This window comes from Streptomyces yangpuensis (assembly GCF_001005295.1).
Classification (GTDB): Bacteria; Actinomycetota; Actinomycetes; order Streptomycetales; family Streptomycetaceae; genus Streptomyces; species Streptomyces yangpuensis.
Map to the genome: position 1 here is coordinate 524,866 of NZ_LBMK01000005.1, position 16,409 is coordinate 541,274.

Genomic DNA, 16,409 nt, shown 5'->3' on the forward strand with positions numbered 1-16,409 from the left:
GGCACTTGTCGGAAGACCCAAGTCCGACCCCGGTACCAGACTCACAGGAACGGCAGCTCATGGCCTCGGTCCCTTCGCTCGCTTCGTCCGTCAACCAGCGCGTCGCCGACGCCCTCGCCTCCGCGCTGCCGGAGGCCGGTGGCGCCGACCCGCTGCTGCGACGAAGCGACCGGGCCGACTTCCAGGCCAACGGCATCCTGGCGCTCGCGAAGAAGGCCAAGGCCAACCCGCGCGAGCTGGCCACGACCGTGGTCGAGGGCATCCCGACCGGTGACCTGATCAAGGAGATCGAGGTCTCGGGCCCCGGCTTCCTGAACATCACCGTCGCGGACGCGGCGATCATCTCGACGCTGGCGGCGCGTGCCGCGGACGACCGGCTCGGCGTGCCGCTGAACGCGTCCGCCGGCACGACGGTGATCGACTACGCGCAGCCGAACGTCGCCAAGGAGATGCACGTCGGGCACCTGCGGTCCGCCGTGATCGGCGCGGCGATGGTGGAGATCCTGGAGTTCACGGGCGAGAAGGTGGTCCGGCGTCACCACATCGGCGACTGGGGCACCCAGTTCGGCATGCTCATCCAGTACCTGCTGGAGCACCCGCACGAGCTGGACCACAGGTCCGGCGACGGCGACGAGCAGGCTTCCGGCGAGGAGGCCATGTCCAACCTGAACCGCCTCTACAAGGCCTCGCGCGCCCTCTTCGACTCCGACGAGGAGTTCAAGACGCGGGCCCGGGCGCGGGTGGTGGACCTGCAGGCGGGCGAGCCGGAGACGCTGGCCCTGTGGCAGCGGTTCGTGGACGAGTCGAAGATCTACTTCTACTCCGTCTTCCACAAGCTGGACATGGACATCCAGGACCCGGACGTCGTCGGCGAGTCCGGCTACAACGACATGCTGGTCGAGACGTGCAAGCTGCTGGAGGAGTCGGGCGTCGCGGTCCGCTCCAACGGCGCGCTGTGCGTGTTCTTCGAGGACGTCAAGGGCCCGGACGGCAACCCGACCCCGCTGATCGTGCAGAAGTCGGACGGCGGCTTCGGCTACGCGGCCACCGACCTGTCGGCGATCCGTGACCGCGTGACCAACCTCGGCGCCACCGAGCTGATCTACGTGGTCGACGCGCGGCAGTCGCTGCACTTCAAGATGGTCTTCGAGACGGCGCGCCGGGCGGGCTGGCTGAACGACGACGTCAAGGCCGTACAGCTGGCTTTCGGCACCGTCCTCGGCAAGGACGGCAAGCCGTTCAAGACCCGTGAGGGCGAGACGGTCCGGCTGGTGGACCTGCTGGACGAGGCGATCGAACGCGCCTCGGCGGTGGTCCGCGAGAAGGCCCAGGACCTGACGGAGGCCGAGATCGCCGAGCGGGGTGCCCAGGTCGGCATCGGCGCGGTGAAGTACGCCGACCTCTCGACGTCCGCCGCCCGGGACTACAAGTTCGACCTGGACCAGATGGTCTCGCTGAACGGCGACACGTCCGTGTACCTCCAGTACGCGTACGCCCGTATCCAGTCGATCCTGCGCAAGGCGGGCGACGCCAAGCCGGCCGCCCACCCGGAGGTGGCGCTCGCTCCGACCGAGCGTGCGCTGGGCCTGCACCTGGACGGCTTCGGCGAGCTGATCGCGGAGGCGGCCTCGGAGCACGCCCCGCACAAGCTGGCGGCGTACCTCTACCAGCTGGCGTCGCTGTACACGTCGTTCTACTCGGAGTGCCCGGTCCTCAAGGCGGACACGCCGGAGCAGGTCGAGAACCGCCTGTTCCTGTGCGAGCTGACGGCCCGCACCCTCTCGAAGGGCATGTCCCTCCTGGGCATCCGCACCCCCGAGAAGCTCTGACCTCATCCCCTGATCCACGCGACGGCCCCCGGCGGATACGCCGGGGGCCGTCGCGTTCCCGTCAGCCGAGGATGCGCCGTACCGGCTGCCCCGTGACCTTGGCAATCGTCTCGAAGTCGGCGTCCTGGTGGAGGACCGTCAGCCCGTGCTGCTGCGCGATGACGGCCACGAGCAGGTCCACGGGGCTCGCGCACTGGTGCGCACCGGCGTCCGCCAACTCCCGCTGGAGGGCTTCCGTCCCGGTCCACACCGCATCGCGTGCGGTCCAGTAGGGGAACACCGCCCGCAGGAGGCCGTCGGCCTCGTAGTAGGCGGGCCGGCCGCCGACCGCTCGCAGGAACTCCTGCCGTACCGGCTCGCACAGCCCCACGCGGCCCGACTCGACCAGTTGGTCCCACTCGGATCCGGCCTGCCGCCGGTAGAACCGCACGAGCGCGCTCGTGTCGATGAGGAAGCTTTCGCTCACGCGGCCGACTGCCCCTTGCCGTCGGCCGGACCGTCGGCGTCGCCGTCGCCGTGCCCGATCGTCCTGAAGTCGATCTCGCCCTCGTCGACCATCTGCCGCATCCGCTCGATGGCCGCCGCCCGTCGCCTGCGGTCCGCGATCTCCCGCAGCGCCGCGTTGACGGTGTCCTTCTTCGTCGTGGTGCCCAGGAGCTGCGCGGCTTCGGCGAGCGCGTCGTCGTCCAGGTCGATCACCGTTCTGGACATGGCCGCCTCCAGGTCGCAACGCCGCCGTATATACGATCCGAGAACAAGATATCAGCGGCTGGTGAGCCACCCCAAGGGTTCGACGGTCACCCGAATGGGGCGATTCGGGCCCTACGGGCCGGGTAGGGGACGGCGCGTCCTTCCCCCATCCACCAGCGGAGGCATCCGTGCCCGACATGAACGGCCCCTACAAGCCCGGCACCCCGTGCTGGATCGACCTGATGGTCCCCGACCAGCAGGCGGCCCTCGACTTCTACTGCGACCTCTTCGGCTGGCAGGGCGAGGTCGGTCCGGCCGAGCAGGGCGGCTACTCCGTCTGCCTCCTCAAGGGCAAGCCCGTCGCCGGCATCATGAAGGCGATGAACCCGGACGGGACCGTGCCCGACCCGATGCCGCCGACCGCGTGGACCACGTACCTGGCCACCGACTCCATCGACTCCACCCTCAAGTCGGTCACCGACGCGGGCGGTTCGGTCATGCTGGGCGCGACGGACGTCATGGACCTCGGCCGGATGGCCGTGATCACCGACCCGACCGGCGCCGCCGTCGGCCTGTGGCAGGCTGGCACCTTCGACGGCGCGGGCATCGTCAACGAGCACGGCGCCCTGATCTGGAACGAGCTGAGCACCGGGGACGTCCCCGCCGCGGCCGCCTTCTACACCTCGATCCTCCCCGTCACCACGGCGAAGTCCCAGATGCCCGGCGCCGGCGAGTACACCGAGTTCAAGGTCGGCGACCGCGCCGTCGGCGGAATGATGGACCTCGCCCAGCTGCCGGACGGCGTGCCGCCGCACTGGATGCCGTACTTCCACGTCGACGACGTCGACGAGATCCAGGCCGCCGCGGTGCGTGCCGGAGGCAGTGTCATGAACCCGGCCTTCGACATGGTGGCGGGCCGCATGGCCGTCCTCGCCGACCCGCAGGGCGGCGTCTTCTCGGTGATCAAGGCCACGGCCCCGGAACAGCCCGCCTGATCGGCCGACCCGACCGCCGACCGCCGACCGACCACCGGTCACCGGTCGCCTCAAGCGCGAATACCCCCGACTGATTTCGGCAGTCGGGGGTATTCGCTCCATCACAGTCCGCGCATCATTGTGCGCTCACGCGATCGGATCAGATGGACTCGCCGGGATTGGCCGGGAGGTAGAAGTTCCAGCTCTGCTGGCCGTGGTGCTGGCCGTCCGGGGAGCTGCCCGAGGGGCAGGCGCCGTTGTCGGGGCGGCCGTTCCACCACAGGGTGTAACAGTGGTTGCAGAAACGCCAGTTGTCCTGGAACGCCGTCACGTCGTCGGGAAGGGGGATAGCCATGGCAGCCTTCTTTCTGGAGTGAAGATGGCGCGAACCCGTGCACGGTCGACCCACCACGGGGTTCGCGATCCAAGCAAGGGAATACTCGCACCGAATACTCGGAATTCGGTCGCGCCGCATTGCCGTGTCGGCATTTCCAGGGTCACTTGGGCTATCATTTACGGAGAAACGAATCTCTTGGGCCTGGAATTCATTTCCGCATACGAATTCCATGAAAGCCTATTCAGGGAAATCGTCATCGGCATCCGATCCGGAACTCGCACCAGACGATTTTCCCGGGCGCCCGGCCCACCACCCCCCAGTCGTCTGCGAGCGCCTCGACGAGGGTGAGCCCCCGACCGTGCGGCCGTCCGGCGATCCGCGACAGCCCGGGCCCGCTGTCGTGCACCTCGGCCCTGACGGTCGCGTCCTCGAAGCCGAAGAGCCGCAGCAGGTAACCGCGGCCGGGCGGGACGCCGTACCTCAGCGCGTTGGTCGCCAGTTCGCTCACACAGAGCAACAGGTCGTCGCGGCGTTCCTCCACGCACCACGCCTGCAGGGTGTCACGTGTGAACTGGCGCGCAGCTGCGACGGTTCGGGGCGAGCGCAGGTAGAGACGCTCGCGCACGAGCGCTGCCTGAATAGTTGGATTCACGGGACGATCGTCGCGCTGCGTGACTAGCGTGTGGCCGAGCGCCGACCCGTACTCCTTGATGAGTACGGGTCCGCACGGGGTAGCCCACGTGTCCAGGCGGGGAGTTCGCAGTCATGCCACCGAGGAAACGAGTACGGCCGAACGCGACGACCATGAAGATGGTCGGCTCGCAGGTGGCCGCCGGCCGCGTCGCCAAGAACCTGACCCAGCGACAACTGGGCGAACTGGTCCGCCTGGACGCGGAGACGATCGCGTCGATCGAGCAGGGGCGGCGCGCCCTGATGCCGAACGTCGCGGAGCTGATGGATCTGCACCTGGGGTTGCCGGGGTTGTTGGCGCTGGCGGCCAACGGCATGCCGGCGATCGACGCGACCCCGCCGTGGGCGGAGGAGTACATGGATCTCGAACACCGCGCGATCGCGCTCTCCTGGTTCGACAACCAGGTGGTACCGGGCCTCCTCCAGACGGAGAACTACGCTAGGGCCGTATTCAGCTGCCGCGTCCCCGCCCACCCGGAGGCGGAGATCGAGGCCCTCACCACCCGCCGCCTCGCCCGCCGGCAGATCCTGCACCGTGACACTCCGCCGACCCTGAGCTTCGTGGTCTGGGAGGCCGTACTCCGCGACCGGCTCGGCGGGGACGAGGTGTACGCGGAGCAGCTCCGCCACCTCCGCGCCTGCGCCGCCCTGCCGGACGTGAGCCTCCAGGTGCTGCCACTGGGCCGGACGTCCCACGCGGCTCTCGACGGCCCGTTCACCATTGTCGAAACCCACGACCACCGGCACCTCGGCTACACCGAGACCCAACGCGGCAGCCAGCTCATCTCCCACCCCGATGAGGTCAGCATCCTGGCGCGCAGGTATGCGATGCTGCGGACTCAGGCCCTCAACACCGAGCAGACATGGGGCCTGTTGGACCGTCTGGCAGGAGAGACATGAGTGCCACGACCGCACTGAAGTGGTTCAAGTCCAGCTACAGCGGCAGCGAAGGCGGCGCCTGCCTGGAGGTCGCCGTGGGCTGGCGCAAGTCCTCGTACAGCGGCAGCGACGGCGGCCAGTGCGTCGAGGTGGCCACCGGCCCGGACACGGTGCACGTCAGGGACTCGAAGGTCCAGGACGGCCCGGTCCTGGACCTCGCCCCGGCGAGCTGGGCGGCACTGACGGGCTGGCTCGCTCGATAGCCCGCGCAAGGGGGCGGGAGCCGGTCGGCAGGCGCCTACGCACCGCGGAACAGCGGCTTGCCGTCCCGCAGCCGGCGGCAGACCCGCTGGTAGCTGGGGCGGCTCAGCTTCGGTGGCAGGCCCTTCCTGGCCCGCTTCGCGCCACCGTCGTACACCTGCGGTACGAAGATGTCGCGGGCGGCGCGCAGTTGCTCCTTGGGCGGGTGGTAGGACTCCACCTCCACCCCCAGCTCGCCCGTGCTGTAGGAGGCGGACTTGTCGTACAGCACCAGTGCCCGGGCGTGTACCTGACCCGCCACCTCGAAGGTGAAGTCGTTGTAGTAGCCGTAGACGATGCCCTCCGCCCGCAGGTCGCCGCCCACGTACACCGAGCCCCAGGAGACCAGGTCGCGCACCACCAGGTCGCCGAGCACCACCAGCATGCCGATGTCCCGGACGTAGTCGTCCAGGAAGCCGTGCACGATCAGGTCGCCGTCGACGACCAGCGCGATGTCGAGAGCGAGGTCCTCCGGGACCACCAGGTCGCCCGGGTGGTACTGCCATGCGATGCCGGTGTCCTGGAGGTAGTCGGCCATGTTCGTCTGGGAGCCCAGCCGCTCGACCACCGCGGAGGTGTCGGCGAGCCGGTCGAACCGGGCCCGCCACGAGGACATGGTCAGCAAGGGGTCTCCGTTCCGGCCCGGAGCGCCCGGACCTCCAGCATGCACCGGGCCTGCCCTGCGTACGAGGTGTCCGTGCTCGCCGCGATGGCGGCGAGCACGGGCTCGGGCAGAGAAGGGTTCTTGAGCATCTCGTAGTGGTACTCGCCGGCCTCGGCCCAGGCCAGCAGGATCTCGACCGGGGTCGCCGGGTTCTTGGCGATGTCGTCGAGTTGGCTGGTGTCGTCGGCGTGCGCGCCATCGCGGACGAAAGCGGCCAGGGCCTGCGGCGGGGTGTGCCGGTTGGCGACCGCGCGGCGCAGGTAGTAGACCGGGCTGTGGACCATGGCGGCGAGCACGTCCTCCGGCGGTTCGGTGTGCCGGGCCTCGTCGATCGCCGCGAAGCTCGCCTGTTCCGCTTTGCCCGACACCGTGCTCGCGCTGTACGTCAGGCCGAATTCGATCAGCAGGTCCGGCGGCCAGTTCGGCTGGTCCATGGCGTTCCCGGGGTGGAAGTACGGCCACAGGTTCGCTGCGTGCAGTGCGCGCAGCGACTCGGGAGGGGTGGCGGGGTGTTCCAGTGCCGCATACGCCAGGCGCTGGACGTCCTCCTCCCGGTCGAAGGCCGTGCGTTCACCGTCATCGGACAGGCGTGAAACCGTGTCGACCAGTCGGGCGAGTGTCTCGGGCGGGGCCGTCATGTTCTCGCTGACGGCGGCGAGCACGGTCAGGTCCGGGTCGGCGGCCAGTTCGGTGAGCTGCCGAACGGGGGTGAAGGGGTTGGCGGCCGCGGCGGCCCGGACGCAGGGCTCGGCGTCGGACGCGAGGCGGGCGAGTACGGCCGGGGTGTGGTTGCGGTACTGCTGGGCGACCAGCTCCCGAACGCGGGTGTCCGGGTCCTGCGCCAGGGCGTCCAGCAGCGCGATCAGTTCCGGGGCCGAGCGCTTGTGCACGGCGGTGCGGCGCACCCCGGGGTCAGGGTCGGTGAGGTCCGCATCGCCGGCGTGGCCGAGTGCGGCGACCACGCGGCGGACTCGGGCGTCCGGGTCGGCGGCCAGGGCCCGCAGATGCTCCGGACGGGCGTCGACCCGCCGGACCAGAGCCAGCCGGACCTCCCCCGAAGCATCGGTGACCAGCGACCCGGCCACCTTGCGGGGGAGCTTCTCGCGGCCGGCCAGCGCCCGGCGCACCGCCGTCGATCCGTCCCGGGCCAGTGTTCTGATCGCCGCCTTCGGGGTCGCGCGGTGCACCGCGACCACCCGGCGCACCGACTCCTCCGGGTGAGCGGCCAGCTCGGCCAGCCGCTCGGCCGGGGTGGCCGGCTGGGCGGCGAGCGCGCACAGGACCCCGAACCAGTCCGGGCCGCCTGCCAGTGCCCGTACGGCCACCTCCTGCGCCAGCCCGGCCGGCAGGCCTATGCGGGAGGCCACGATCCGGGCCGGCCCGGGCCCCCGCGCTGCCAACTCCCGCAGCCGTGACAGAGGTGTGGTCGGGCGCCACGCCTCCGCGACGTCGTCCACGTCCATGTTCATCCGCATCCCTTCTTGACGCGCCGCCCGCGTGCGTGGCGTGGGTCGGAGACCGGGCAGCCCCGGAGGCGGCCGTGGACCGTACCTGCCACGGCACCTGCGTCACCGGCCTGGGACGATCCTGGCATGGGGCTCTGACAACGCCTCAGCCGGTCTGATCGGGCGTTAGAGGCCGGTCAACGCTTGATCCGGCACCACCCTCGGGACGATGCTTCGAGTAGCGACCCATTTCTGCGAATGACAGGTGCCGTTCGATGTACCGGACCGAAGCCTGCATCGACGAGGCGGGCAACATACTGGTTGCGCCTTCGATGCTGCGAGACCACGACCTGATCAGGGACTTCTTCGGGGCCACGATCACGCCTGAGGAGCTGGCCCCGGCCGACCTCGCGGGCAGGACCGTCTACCTGTGCGGCGACGTGTCCGGGATCGACGGCCGCCACCTGGAGTCGGCGGCGCGGGTATTCGTCGTCCGTGAGCTGTCCCGGGGGGACGGGCCGTGGACCGTTGTCGGGGCCGGGCGAGTTCCCGTGCGGGTGCACGGCGCCGGCGTGTACTACCGCCGGTTCTTCGACCTCGACGCGGATCACTTCGGACGGATCCGGGCGGAGCACGCCTTCCAGTCACTGACGGAGTCCACGAAGCCCGGGACGGCCCATCGGAGCGGTATCTATCTGACGCCCGTCACGCAGGACGGTGACGCACTGCATTTCCGGCTGCTCCGGTGCTCGACGAATCTCTCGGGGCCGACCGAGGGGTTTCGGGCCACGGACACGGAGATCGTCGATGCGCTGAACCGCGAGGCGGCCTCCGTCTTCCGGGGCCATGCACCGCTCAACCACGTTCTCGCGCAGATCTACCACAACACGCTGGCCACGGCGGAGCGCAAGCAGTCCAAGGCGAAGATATCGGCCCATGCCGACAAGACGAAGGACATGCCCGGCAACGGCATCATGGCCTTCTGCACGTTCTACGACGGGCTCGACAGACTGCAACCGATGGCGGACGACCCCTTCGACCACGGCCTGAAGCGCGCGAGCGGGCTGACCCGACTCCACTTCCGCCTCAAGGAGGAGGCGGACGGGCTGCCCCCGCAGTTCTCTCTGACCCTCTATCCGGGCTCTGTCTTCTTCATGCCGCTGTCCACCAACCGCCTGTACACGCACGAGATCCGACCCTCGACGCTGAACGCCGAGGCGCTCCCGACCCGGCTGGGATACGTGGTGCGCTGTTCCAGCGCCGAAGCCGTCCACCGGAACGGACAGACCTTCCTCAGAACGGCCGGTGATCTGGTGGAGCTGGGGCCGCCCACACAGGAAGGCATGGACGAACTGCGCAGGCTGTACGCCGAGGAGAACAGGACCTCGTCCTTCATCGACTACGGCGACCGGTTCCTCTTCAGCATGAACTCGGGAGACTACGTTGCCCCCCGAGCCTAGGATCTCGTCGTACGTTCTGCCGATCGAGCAGAACCTCTTCGCGGAGCTGTCCGCGTCGGTCCACTGGGAAGACGTAGGAAAAGGCCGCCGGGGCGCCACGCTCACCCGGATCGACGAGCACGGTACGCCCCTCGTACGCACCACCACGCGATACGTCAACCCGACCCAGCGCTTCCGCGCGGTGCACGAACGGCTGGCGCGACAGATCCAGGAACACGCTGCCCTCCCGGTCGGCTTCAACAACGCTCTCGTCGAGAGCTACACGAACGCCTACCGCACCATGGGCAGCCATTGCGACCAGGCCCTGGACCTGGCCGACGATTCCTTCATCGCCGTCTTCTCCTGCTACCAGCACCCCGAAGCGGGCCCCCCGAGGAAGCTGGTCTTCGAGTCGAAGGAGTCCGACGCCGCGTTCGAGTTCCCCCTCGCCCACCACAGCGTGGTCATGTTCTCCGTGGACTCGAATCGGCGGCTCAGGCACAGAATCGTGCTGGACGCCCCGGCCGCCGAGAACCAGTGGCTGGGCGTGACCTTCCGGACGTCGAAGACCTTCCTTCGGTTTCGCGACGGACACGCCTACCTCCCGCAAGGCGCCCGTCTGACCTCGGCCGACGACGAACAGAGCCGCGAGTTCTACCGTCTACGGCGCCGCGAGAACCAGGAAACGGACTTCCGCTACCCCCCGCTGACCTACACCGTCAGCGAAAGCGACCTGCTGCCGCCCGCCTGAGGGCGGTCTCTCCCCTCACCGCCGCCGCGCCGTCAGGCCTCGGCCCCGTCCTGGACGGCCTGTCGGCCCTCGACCAGCGCCGCCAGGCCGTCCAGGATGCGGCCGAGGCCGAAGCCGAACTGGAAGTCCGGTTCGTCCGATCCCGTGAAGGCGTCCGACTCCAGCAGCCGCGTCACCGCCGGGTGGGTGTCCGGGCCGGTCATCAGCCGCAGCGTGCGCACGTACTGGCCCATGACCTGGTCCGGTGAAACGCCCGACTTCACGATGGCGTCCATCATGTCGGCCGCCATCGTCGCCTCGTTACGGACCAGACCGCCGATCAGGATGATCGTCGAGATCTTCTCGCCCTCGGTCAGGCCCGTGCCGGCCAGCGCCGCGAGCCCGCGTTCCATCCAGGCCAGCTGGTTCGGGCTGACCGGGGCCCCGGTGATCGGGATGCGCAGGATCCAGGAGTTGGCCATCAGCACGGCCCGCTGCGCGTACGCCCACTGGGTCACCAGCTCGCGCCAGCCCCACCCCTCCGCCTCCGGCGGCAGTGCCGGCGGGGCACCGACGCCCGCGTCCGACATCAGGATGTAGAGCTCCTCCTTCGCCGTGACGTACCGGTAGAGGGACATCGTGGAGACGCCCAGCTCCTTGGCCACCCGGCCCATGGAAACGGCGTCCATGCCCTCACCGGCGGCCAGCGTCACGGCCGTCTCCACGATGCGCGGCAGCGTGAGCGTGGGGCGCGGCCCCTTGCCGGGGCGTTCGCGAAGCCCCCAGGCCATCTCCAGGCTCGCCGGGAGCCCGGTAACGCTGCCCTCGCCGCCCGCGTCGTCCTCGTCCGCCATGACCGCCCACTCCTCGATTGACCCCCATCCTAGTTCTGTGTATTACTTACACAGAAGAGCGTAAGGCATACGCAGAAGCCCCCGCGAAGGGAGCACCTCCCCTCATGACCACGCACGCCTCCGCCGCCCTCGGCATCCACGCCACCGGACTGACCAAGTCCTACGGCGACGTCCGCGTCCTCGACGGCATCGACCTCGCCGTCCCCCGCGGCAGCGTCCTCGCCCTCCTCGGCCCCAACGGCGCCGGGAAGACCACCACCGTCCGGATCCTCACCACCCTCACCGCGCCCGACGCCGGCACCGCCCGCGTCGTCGGCCACGACACCGCCACCGCCCCGGCGCGCGTCCGCGAACGCATCAGCCTCACCGGACAGTTCGCGGCCGTCGACGAACTCCAGACCGGTGCCGAAACGCTCCGCATGATGGGCCGGCTCTGTGGCCTCTCCCCGCGCGCCGCCCGCGCCCGCGCCGACGAGCTCCTCACCCGCTTCGGGCTCACCGACGCCGCCGCCCGCACCGCCAAGACGTACTCGGGCGGCATGCGACGCCGCCTCGACCTCGCCGCGAGCCTCGTCTCCCGACCCGAGGTGATCTTCCTCGACGAGCCGACCACCGGGCTCGACCCGCGCAGCCGCCAGGACCTGTGGGAACTCGTACGGGAACTGCGCGCCGACGGCACGACCGTGCTGCTCACCACGCAGTACCTGGAGGAGGCCGACCGGCTCGCCGACCGCGTCGTCGTCCTTGCCGACGGACGGATCGCCGCCGAGGGCACGCCCGGCGAGCTCAAGGCCCGCGTCGCGGGCCACCGGCTCGACCTCACCCTCACCACGCAGGCCGCCTACGAGGCCCTGGCCCCGCGCGCCGTCCACCTCGCCCCGGACGACCTCACCCTCGGTGTCACCACCGACGGGAGCGCCGCCCACGTACGCGCCCTGCTCGACGAACTCGACCCGGACCGCACCGCCGTGGACCGCTTCGCCGTCCGCACCGCCACCCTCGACGACGTGTTCCTCACCCTGACGGGAGCCGACCGATGACCGCCATGCCCGTGAGCGCCCTCACCCTGGCCGGCCGCAGCCTGCGCATCAGCAGCCGGCAGCCCGACGCGCTGATCACCGCGCTGATGCTGCCCGTGATGCTGATGCTGATCTTCGTCTACTTCTTCGGCGGGGCCATCGACACCGGGACGGAGTACGTGACGTACGTGGTCCCCGGCGCCATGCTGCTCTGCGCCGGCTTCGGCGCGGCCTCCACCGCCGTCAGCGTCGCCGACGACATGCGCAGCGGCGTCATCGACCGCTTCCGCACGCTCGACATCGGCGGCATCCCCATCCTGGCGGGACACGTCACCGCCTCCGTCCTGCGCAACCTGCTCTCCACCACCCTGGTCCTCGCCGTCGCCATCGCCATCGGCTTCCGGCCCCAGGCCGGACCGGCCGCCTTCCTCGCCGCGGTCGGCCTGCTCCTCGCGTACATCACGGCGATCTCGTGGCTGGCCGCCGCACTCGGGCTGCTCGCGCAGACGCCGGAGGCGGCGGGCGGCTTCACCTTCCTGATGATGTTCCTGCCGTACCCGTCCAGCGCCTTCGTCCCCATCGAGACCATGCCCGGCTGGCTGCACGCCTTCGCCGAGCACCAGCCGCTCACCCCGGTGATCGAATCCCTGCGCGCGCTGCTCCTCGCGCAGCCCGCCGGAAGCGCCCCCTGGACGGCCCTGGCCTGGTGCGCGGGCATCACGGCCGCGGCCGTGGCCCTGGCGGCCGTCCTGTTCCGCAGCAGGACCCGCTGAGCGGCTCCGGCAGGAGCCCCTCAGCGGGCCGGTGGTCCGCCCGCCGCTCAGCGGTTGAGCGGGTAGGAATGACGGCCCGTCGCCTCGTCGATCTCCGAGTGGGCCTTCTGCAACAGCTGCTGCGAGAGATCCATGAGCGCACGCGCGCCCGCGATCTCCTCCCCGACCCTCATCTGCTCCGGGTCGGAGGGATGACGCAAGGCATAGCCTCGCGCCCTGATCTCGGAGCCGTCCCCGAGCCGTACCAGGGCCGCCGCACTGGTGCGGTGGCCCTCCTCGGTGAATTCGAGCTCCACATGCCACCCGACGAGCGTGGCCATGGTGCATCACCTCCAGGGGTCACCCTTCCCTCCAGAGTGCGCCCACGCCCCGACGAACGCGACCGGAACCACACCGGGCCGACGGGCAGGGGCGGGGGCGGGGGCGGGCCGGGGCCGGGCGAAATCGGCGGGGCGGCGGCACGGGGGCGGCGGTACGGCCGGGCAGCATCAGAGCCGCGTACGGCGGTTCTTCGGGCGGGTCAGCCGCCGGCCAGGCTGGTCGCCACCGACTGGAACCACGCCCCGTACGAGAACGGCTCGGGCGGGTTGACCTCCATGCCGAGTTCCGCCGCGGCCAGGGCGTAGTCCCCCTCGTCCAGCGGGAGGGCGATCAGCTCGTGGAGCTCACCGACAAGACGGGCGACGAGCTGCGGGTCGGTGGTGGCGGCGTAGTCCGCGACCGCAGCCTCGTGGTCGGGGAACTCTTCGACGATGTCCTGCGAGAACCAGCCGCCCAGCAGCTGGGCGGCCTCCGGGAACCGCGCGTGCCACTCCCAGTGCGTCTGCGGGATCGCCGGCGGGGGCACCTCGCCGTCCTCGACGCTCTGCTTGAGGTGGTCGGCGAGCACGAGCAGCCAGTCGCCGATCGCGGCCTGCGGAATCCCTACGTCGGGGACGGCGTAGAACTCGCCGAGGTCGATCCGCAGACGCCCCGGAGGATTCCGGCTGTACTCGCGCAGCTGGCGCTCCGCCTCCGCGATCGCCCAGGGGCGGGTGTGCCAGGTGTGGCGCAGATAGGCGTCCAGCGCAGGGCTGCGACGCTCGGCCGTGTCCTCCCCCTGCTGGCCGAGGTAGGCGCGCATCACCTGATCGAGCTCGCCGTAGCGCCGGTCGTGTTCGAGGGGCTTCATGGGCACGGTCGGTTGCCTCTACAGGTAGAACGGGACGGTGGTCTGGACGACGAATCCGTATGGGCTGTCCGCCTCACGACGCAGGACGACGCGGGCGGCGCGGACGTCGACGGGCCCCTGTCCGGCAAGGAGCATGGCCTCCAACTGCACCCGGCCGACGGGCTCCTCACGGGACGGCCAGGCGGCCTCGATGGTGAGTCGGGCCCGCGTTCCCTGGGCGAGCCAGCGGTGGATGACCTGCTCATTGGCGGTCACCACCTGCTGGGTGGCCCACTGTGCGGTCTCCCGGTCGGGGTAGGTGGCGGATCGGGTCAGCATCGGATCATTGTCTCAATTCGCGTTGAACGGCCAGAAGGCACTGAGGTAGGCACGAGGGGGCCTCGCGGGCTCAGATGTCGCCGAATGCCCAGAACAGCCCGACCTCAGTGCCGGAGACGACGACCAGGCCGCAGTCCTCCCCGTAGAAGGTCATCGGCGTCCAGCCGATGGATTTCCCCCCGAAGTCCAGCTTGCCTGTGCGCCTGGCTTGGCTGAGGTTGCTGTGACAGGTGAATGTGTCCCCGTAGCGGCCGAGAATGGTGCGAGCCATTTCCTGCAGCTCGTCGAAGCTCTCACTAAATCTTTCGAGGTTCCGCAGGGTGCAGCCGTCGTCTGTGAGTGCGAGCAGGAGATTCTCGGCGCTCGCACGGTCAATCTCGTACAGCCGTTCCCCGACGTCGGCCGGGGTGAGCGGGCGCAACGGATCGTCCCTAAAGGCCGGGCGGCAGAACGGGACGGCGGGGTGCTCCGCAGTGCGTTCGTGCGCGATCGGGTCGATCCCCGCCCATCCGCGCGGATCGGGGACGGCGCGTTCCATGACGGCGAGCACGTCGGCCCGCCAGTCCTCGTGCTGGCGCGGACCGGTGGCGATGAACGCGAACCCGTCCTCGTACAGGTGCCGGATCGCCCCTTCCCAGGACGCCTGGTCGGCAACGGACAGGTGTTCATCCTGCATACAGAACCTCTCGGTACGACGTGCCAAGTGCGCACGTATGCCTATGAGGTTCACAGACCTCCGCGCCGCGCACCTGAGTACGCGCACTCATGTTCGCCGTTCTGTCGCGGAGTTCACTGGAGGCATGAACCCGACCACGGCCCCGGACCCGGCCACGGCCCCGACCCCGGACAGCGGCACCGACCGGCATCCGCGCGCGTTCGTCGCGCCGCTCGTCTCGACCCTGCTGACGCTGCCGATGGCGGCCGTCGCGTTCTTCTTCGTCGGGCTGGCTCCGATGGCCTGCGACTCCTGCGGGGGTGCGGTGAGCGACCGGTTCGACGACTCCTACAAGCTCGCCTTCCCCGTCTTCGGGTTCGGCCTGGTGGTGGTCCTGGTCGTGCTGCTCTCCGCGTGGGCGCTGCCCTGGCGGCGGGGCAATGCCGCCGCCAGGGTGTGGCCGGCCGTGATCGCCCCGGCCGCCGTCGTCTTCGACTTCATCGTCTTCCACGGCCTCGTCGACTGGCCGTAGGGCGAAAGGAGCGTCAGCGGGCCTCGCGCAGCCAGCCCGCGACCTCGGTCGCCCAGTAGGTGAGGATCGTGTCCGCGCCCGCGCGCTTGATGCCGAGCAGGGTCTCCAGGATGGCCCGGTCGCGCTCGATCCAGCCCTTCTCCGCGGCCGCCTCGATCATCGCGAACTCGCCGCTGATCTGGTACGCCGCCACCGGTACGTCCACGGCCTCCGCGACCCGGTACAGGATGTCGAGGTAGGGGCCGGCCGGCTTGACCATCACCATGTCGGCGCCCTCCTCCAGGTCGAGGGCCAGCTCCCGCAGGGACTCGCGGGCGTTCGCCGGGTCCTGCTGGTACGTCTTGCGGTCGCCCTGGAGGGAGGAGGCGACGGCCTCGCGGAAGGGGCCGTAGAAGGCGGAGGTGTACTTCGCCGTGTAGGCGAGGATCGAGACGTCCTCGTGCCCGGTCTCGTCGAGGGCGTCGCGGATGACGCCGACCTGGCCGTCCATCATTCCGCTGGGGCCGACCACGTGGACGCCAGCGTCCGCCTGGACCTGCGCCATCTCGGCGTAGCGCTCCAGCGTCGCGTCGTTGTCGACGCGGCCGTGCTCGTCGAGGACGCCACAGTGGCCGTGGTCGGTGTACTCGTCGAGGCACAGGTCCGACATGATCACCAGGTCGTCTCCGACCTCGGCCTTCACGTCGCGGATCGCGACCTGGAGGATGCCGTCCGGCTCGGTGCCCGCCGTACCGCGCCCGTCCTTGTTCTCGTCGGCCGGGACGCCGAAGAGCATGATGCCCGCGACGCCCGCCTCGACCGCTTCCACGGCCGCCTTCCGCAGCGTGTCCCGGGTGTGCTGGACCACGCCCGGCATGGCCGAGATGGCGAGGGGCTCGCTGATGCCCTCGCGCACGAAGGCCGGGAGGATCAGGTCCGAGGGGTGCAGCCGGTTCTCCGCGACCATCCGCCGCATCGCCGGGGTGGTGCGCAGCCGGCGGGGCCGCGAACCGGGGAAGGATCCGTACGCGCTCATGTTCCAGTCGCCTCTTCGAGCATCGACAGCAGTCGCAACCAGCCTAGAGCCCGTCCGGCGGCCCGCCCGCCCGGACCGCCCCGACCGCGCCGCCC

General features: G+C 70.1%; 21 protein-coding genes. 9 read left to right on the forward strand and 12 right to left on the reverse strand.

Features of this window, described 5'->3' with window-relative positions:
* The first annotated feature begins 59 nt into the window (after positions 1–59).
* Entirely contained in the window at positions 60–1,829 is a 1,770-nt protein-coding gene (gene argS / locus AAT21_RS26280) for an arginine--tRNA ligase (RefSeq protein ID WP_046779373.1), read from the forward strand.
* 61 nt (positions 1,830–1,890) lie between these two features.
* Here argS and AAT21_RS26285 read toward each other — a convergent pair whose 3' ends face one another.
* Positions 1,891–2,295, reverse strand: a complete 405-nt coding sequence (locus AAT21_RS26285; protein ID WP_046779374.1) for a PIN domain nuclease — start codon at positions 2,293–2,295, stop codon at positions 1,891–1,893.
* Complete coding sequence (locus AAT21_RS26290; RefSeq protein ID WP_046779375.1) at positions 2,292–2,540, reverse strand: type II toxin-antitoxin system VapB family antitoxin; 249 nt, start codon at positions 2,538–2,540, stop codon at positions 2,292–2,294. Before AAT21_RS26290 ends, AAT21_RS26285 begins: the two co-directional genes overlap by 4 nt.
* Positions 2,541–2,716: 176 nt before the next feature.
* On the opposite strand from AAT21_RS26290, the gene AAT21_RS26295 reads away from it, so the two are divergent.
* A complete protein-coding gene (locus tag AAT21_RS26295) occupies positions 2,717–3,514 on the forward strand; it encodes a VOC family protein (protein ID WP_046779376.1) in 798 nt (265 codons plus the stop codon).
* Between the two features lie 139 nt (positions 3,515–3,653).
* On the opposite strand, the gene AAT21_RS26300 is transcribed toward AAT21_RS26295, so the two are convergent.
* Positions 3,654–3,848 carry a hypothetical protein gene (locus tag AAT21_RS26300; RefSeq protein WP_046779377.1) on the reverse strand — a complete coding sequence of 65 codons (195 nt, stop codon included), beginning with the start codon at positions 3,846–3,848 and terminating at the stop codon, positions 3,654–3,656.
* Between the two features lie 235 nt (positions 3,849–4,083).
* Positions 4,084–4,482 (reverse strand): ATP-binding protein, encoded by a 399-nt coding sequence (locus tag AAT21_RS26305; protein ID WP_046779378.1) that lies wholly within the window; start codon positions 4,480–4,482, stop codon positions 4,084–4,086.
* A gap of 113 nt (positions 4,483–4,595) precedes the next feature.
* Here AAT21_RS26305 and AAT21_RS26310 point away from each other — a divergent pair, with 113 nt between their 5' ends.
* Together AAT21_RS26310 and AAT21_RS26315 are read left to right on the forward strand one after the other, a co-directional pair.
* A complete protein-coding gene (locus tag AAT21_RS26310) occupies positions 4,596–5,420 on the forward strand; it encodes a helix-turn-helix domain-containing protein (RefSeq protein WP_046779379.1) in 825 nt (274 codons plus the stop codon).
* The gene (locus AAT21_RS26315) at positions 5,417–5,662 is read left to right on the forward strand and encodes a DUF397 domain-containing protein (protein ID WP_046779380.1); all 246 of its coding nucleotides are present in this window, start codon (positions 5,417–5,419) and stop codon (positions 5,660–5,662) included. Before AAT21_RS26310 ends, AAT21_RS26315 begins: the two co-directional genes overlap by 4 nt.
* A gap of 35 nt (positions 5,663–5,697) precedes the next feature.
* Here AAT21_RS26315 and AAT21_RS26320 read toward each other — a convergent pair whose 3' ends face one another.
* Together AAT21_RS26320 and AAT21_RS34720 are read right to left on the reverse strand one after the other, a co-directional pair.
* Positions 5,698–6,324 (reverse strand): hypothetical protein, encoded by a 627-nt coding sequence (locus tag AAT21_RS26320; RefSeq protein ID WP_157879791.1) that lies wholly within the window; start codon positions 6,322–6,324, stop codon positions 5,698–5,700.
* On the reverse strand, positions 6,318–7,832 hold the full coding sequence (locus AAT21_RS34720) for a hypothetical protein (protein WP_052757993.1): 1,515 nt from the start codon (positions 7,830–7,832) through the stop codon (positions 6,318–6,320). Before AAT21_RS34720 ends, AAT21_RS26320 begins: the two co-directional genes overlap by 7 nt.
* A gap of 251 nt (positions 7,833–8,083) precedes the next feature.
* Between AAT21_RS34720 and AAT21_RS26330 the strand changes: the two genes are divergently transcribed.
* Together AAT21_RS26330 and AAT21_RS26335 are read left to right on the forward strand one after the other, a co-directional pair.
* Positions 8,084–9,268 (forward strand): hypothetical protein, encoded by a 1,185-nt coding sequence (locus tag AAT21_RS26330; protein ID WP_046779382.1) that lies wholly within the window; start codon positions 8,084–8,086, stop codon positions 9,266–9,268.
* Positions 9,252–9,998, forward strand: a complete 747-nt coding sequence (locus AAT21_RS26335; RefSeq protein WP_046779383.1) for a hypothetical protein — start codon at positions 9,252–9,254, stop codon at positions 9,996–9,998. Before AAT21_RS26330 ends, AAT21_RS26335 begins: the two co-directional genes overlap by 17 nt.
* Positions 9,999–10,030: 32 nt before the next feature.
* Here the strand turns inward: AAT21_RS26335 and AAT21_RS26340 are convergent, their stop codons facing one another.
* Positions 10,031–10,831, reverse strand: coding sequence for a TetR/AcrR family transcriptional regulator (locus AAT21_RS26340; RefSeq protein WP_046779384.1), 801 nt, complete (start codon positions 10,829–10,831; stop codon positions 10,031–10,033).
* A 104-nt stretch (positions 10,832–10,935) separates the two neighbouring features.
* On the opposite strand from AAT21_RS26340, the gene AAT21_RS26345 reads away from it, so the two are divergent.
* Both AAT21_RS26345 and AAT21_RS26350 read left to right on the forward strand, forming a co-directional pair.
* Positions 10,936–11,871 (forward strand): ABC transporter ATP-binding protein, encoded by a 936-nt coding sequence (locus tag AAT21_RS26345; protein ID WP_046779385.1) that lies wholly within the window; start codon positions 10,936–10,938, stop codon positions 11,869–11,871.
* 5 nt (positions 11,872–11,876) lie between these two features.
* Positions 11,877–12,623, forward strand: coding sequence for an ABC transporter permease (locus AAT21_RS26350; RefSeq protein WP_107081395.1), 747 nt, complete (start codon positions 11,877–11,879; stop codon positions 12,621–12,623).
* Positions 12,624–12,670: 47 nt separating this feature from the next.
* Here the strand turns inward: AAT21_RS26350 and AAT21_RS26355 are convergent, their stop codons facing one another.
* From AAT21_RS26355 to AAT21_RS26370, 4 genes are all read right to left on the reverse strand, one after another.
* Positions 12,671–12,943, reverse strand: coding sequence for a DUF1876 domain-containing protein (locus tag AAT21_RS26355; RefSeq protein ID WP_030851867.1), 273 nt, complete (start codon positions 12,941–12,943; stop codon positions 12,671–12,673).
* 200 nt (positions 12,944–13,143) lie between these two features.
* A complete protein-coding gene (locus AAT21_RS26360) occupies positions 13,144–13,800 on the reverse strand; it encodes a contact-dependent growth inhibition system immunity protein (protein WP_046779387.1) in 657 nt (218 codons plus the stop codon).
* A gap of 12 nt (positions 13,801–13,812) precedes the next feature.
* Positions 13,813–14,112 carry an RNase A-like domain-containing protein gene (locus AAT21_RS26365; RefSeq protein WP_030851862.1) on the reverse strand — a complete coding sequence of 100 codons (300 nt, stop codon included), beginning with the start codon at positions 14,110–14,112 and terminating at the stop codon, positions 13,813–13,815.
* A gap of 70 nt (positions 14,113–14,182) precedes the next feature.
* Entirely contained in the window at positions 14,183–14,788 is a 606-nt protein-coding gene (locus AAT21_RS26370) for a hypothetical protein (RefSeq protein ID WP_046779388.1), read from the reverse strand.
* Between the two features lie 124 nt (positions 14,789–14,912).
* Here AAT21_RS26370 and AAT21_RS26375 point away from each other — a divergent pair, with 124 nt between their 5' ends.
* Positions 14,913–15,299, forward strand: coding sequence for a hypothetical protein (locus tag AAT21_RS26375; protein ID WP_046779389.1), 387 nt, complete (start codon positions 14,913–14,915; stop codon positions 15,297–15,299).
* A 13-nt stretch (positions 15,300–15,312) separates the two neighbouring features.
* On the opposite strand, the gene hemB is transcribed toward AAT21_RS26375, so the two are convergent.
* Positions 15,313–16,314 (reverse strand): porphobilinogen synthase, encoded by a 1,002-nt coding sequence (gene hemB / locus AAT21_RS38225; protein WP_046779390.1) that lies wholly within the window; start codon positions 16,312–16,314, stop codon positions 15,313–15,315.
* Positions 16,315–16,409 lie beyond the last annotated feature (95 nt).

Excerpts from the sequence above, each read along its gene's own strand:
- argS (WP_046779373.1), top strand. The coding sequence starts at position 60 with ATGGCCTCGGTCCCTTCGCTCGCTTCGTCCGTCAACCAGCGCGTCGCC.
- AAT21_RS26290 (WP_046779375.1), bottom strand. The coding sequence starts at position 2,540 with ATGTCCAGAACGGTGATCGACCTGGACGACGACGCGCTCGCCGAAGCC.
- AAT21_RS26295 (WP_046779376.1), top strand. The coding sequence starts at position 2,717 with ATGAACGGCCCCTACAAGCCCGGCACCCCGTGCTGGATCGACCTGATG.
- AAT21_RS26300 (WP_046779377.1), bottom strand. The coding sequence starts at position 3,848 with ATGGCTATCCCCCTTCCCGACGACGTGACGGCGTTCCAGGACAACTGG.
- AAT21_RS26310 (WP_046779379.1), top strand. The coding sequence starts at position 4,596 with ATGCCACCGAGGAAACGAGTACGGCCGAACGCGACGACCATGAAGATG.
- AAT21_RS26315 (WP_046779380.1), top strand. The coding sequence starts at position 5,417 with ATGAGTGCCACGACCGCACTGAAGTGGTTCAAGTCCAGCTACAGCGGC.
- AAT21_RS34720 (WP_052757993.1), bottom strand. The coding sequence starts at position 7,832 with ATGAACATGGACGTGGACGACGTCGCGGAGGCGTGGCGCCCGACCACA.
- AAT21_RS26330 (WP_046779382.1), top strand. The coding sequence starts at position 8,084 with ATGTACCGGACCGAAGCCTGCATCGACGAGGCGGGCAACATACTGGTT.
- AAT21_RS26340 (WP_046779384.1), bottom strand. The coding sequence starts at position 10,831 with ATGGCGGACGAGGACGACGCGGGCGGCGAGGGCAGCGTTACCGGGCTC.
- AAT21_RS26345 (WP_046779385.1), top strand. The coding sequence starts at position 10,936 with ATGACCACGCACGCCTCCGCCGCCCTCGGCATCCACGCCACCGGACTG.
- AAT21_RS26350 (WP_107081395.1), top strand. The coding sequence starts at position 11,877 with ATGCCCGTGAGCGCCCTCACCCTGGCCGGCCGCAGCCTGCGCATCAGC.
- AAT21_RS26355 (WP_030851867.1), bottom strand. The coding sequence starts at position 12,943 with ATGGCCACGCTCGTCGGGTGGCATGTGGAGCTCGAATTCACCGAGGAG.
- AAT21_RS26365 (WP_030851862.1), bottom strand. The coding sequence starts at position 14,112 with ATGCTGACCCGATCCGCCACCTACCCCGACCGGGAGACCGCACAGTGG.
- AAT21_RS26370 (WP_046779388.1), bottom strand. The coding sequence starts at position 14,788 with ATGCAGGATGAACACCTGTCCGTTGCCGACCAGGCGTCCTGGGAAGGG.
- AAT21_RS26375 (WP_046779389.1), top strand. The coding sequence starts at position 14,913 with ATGAACCCGACCACGGCCCCGGACCCGGCCACGGCCCCGACCCCGGAC.
- hemB (WP_046779390.1), bottom strand. The coding sequence starts at position 16,314 with ATGAGCGCGTACGGATCCTTCCCCGGTTCGCGGCCCCGCCGGCTGCGC.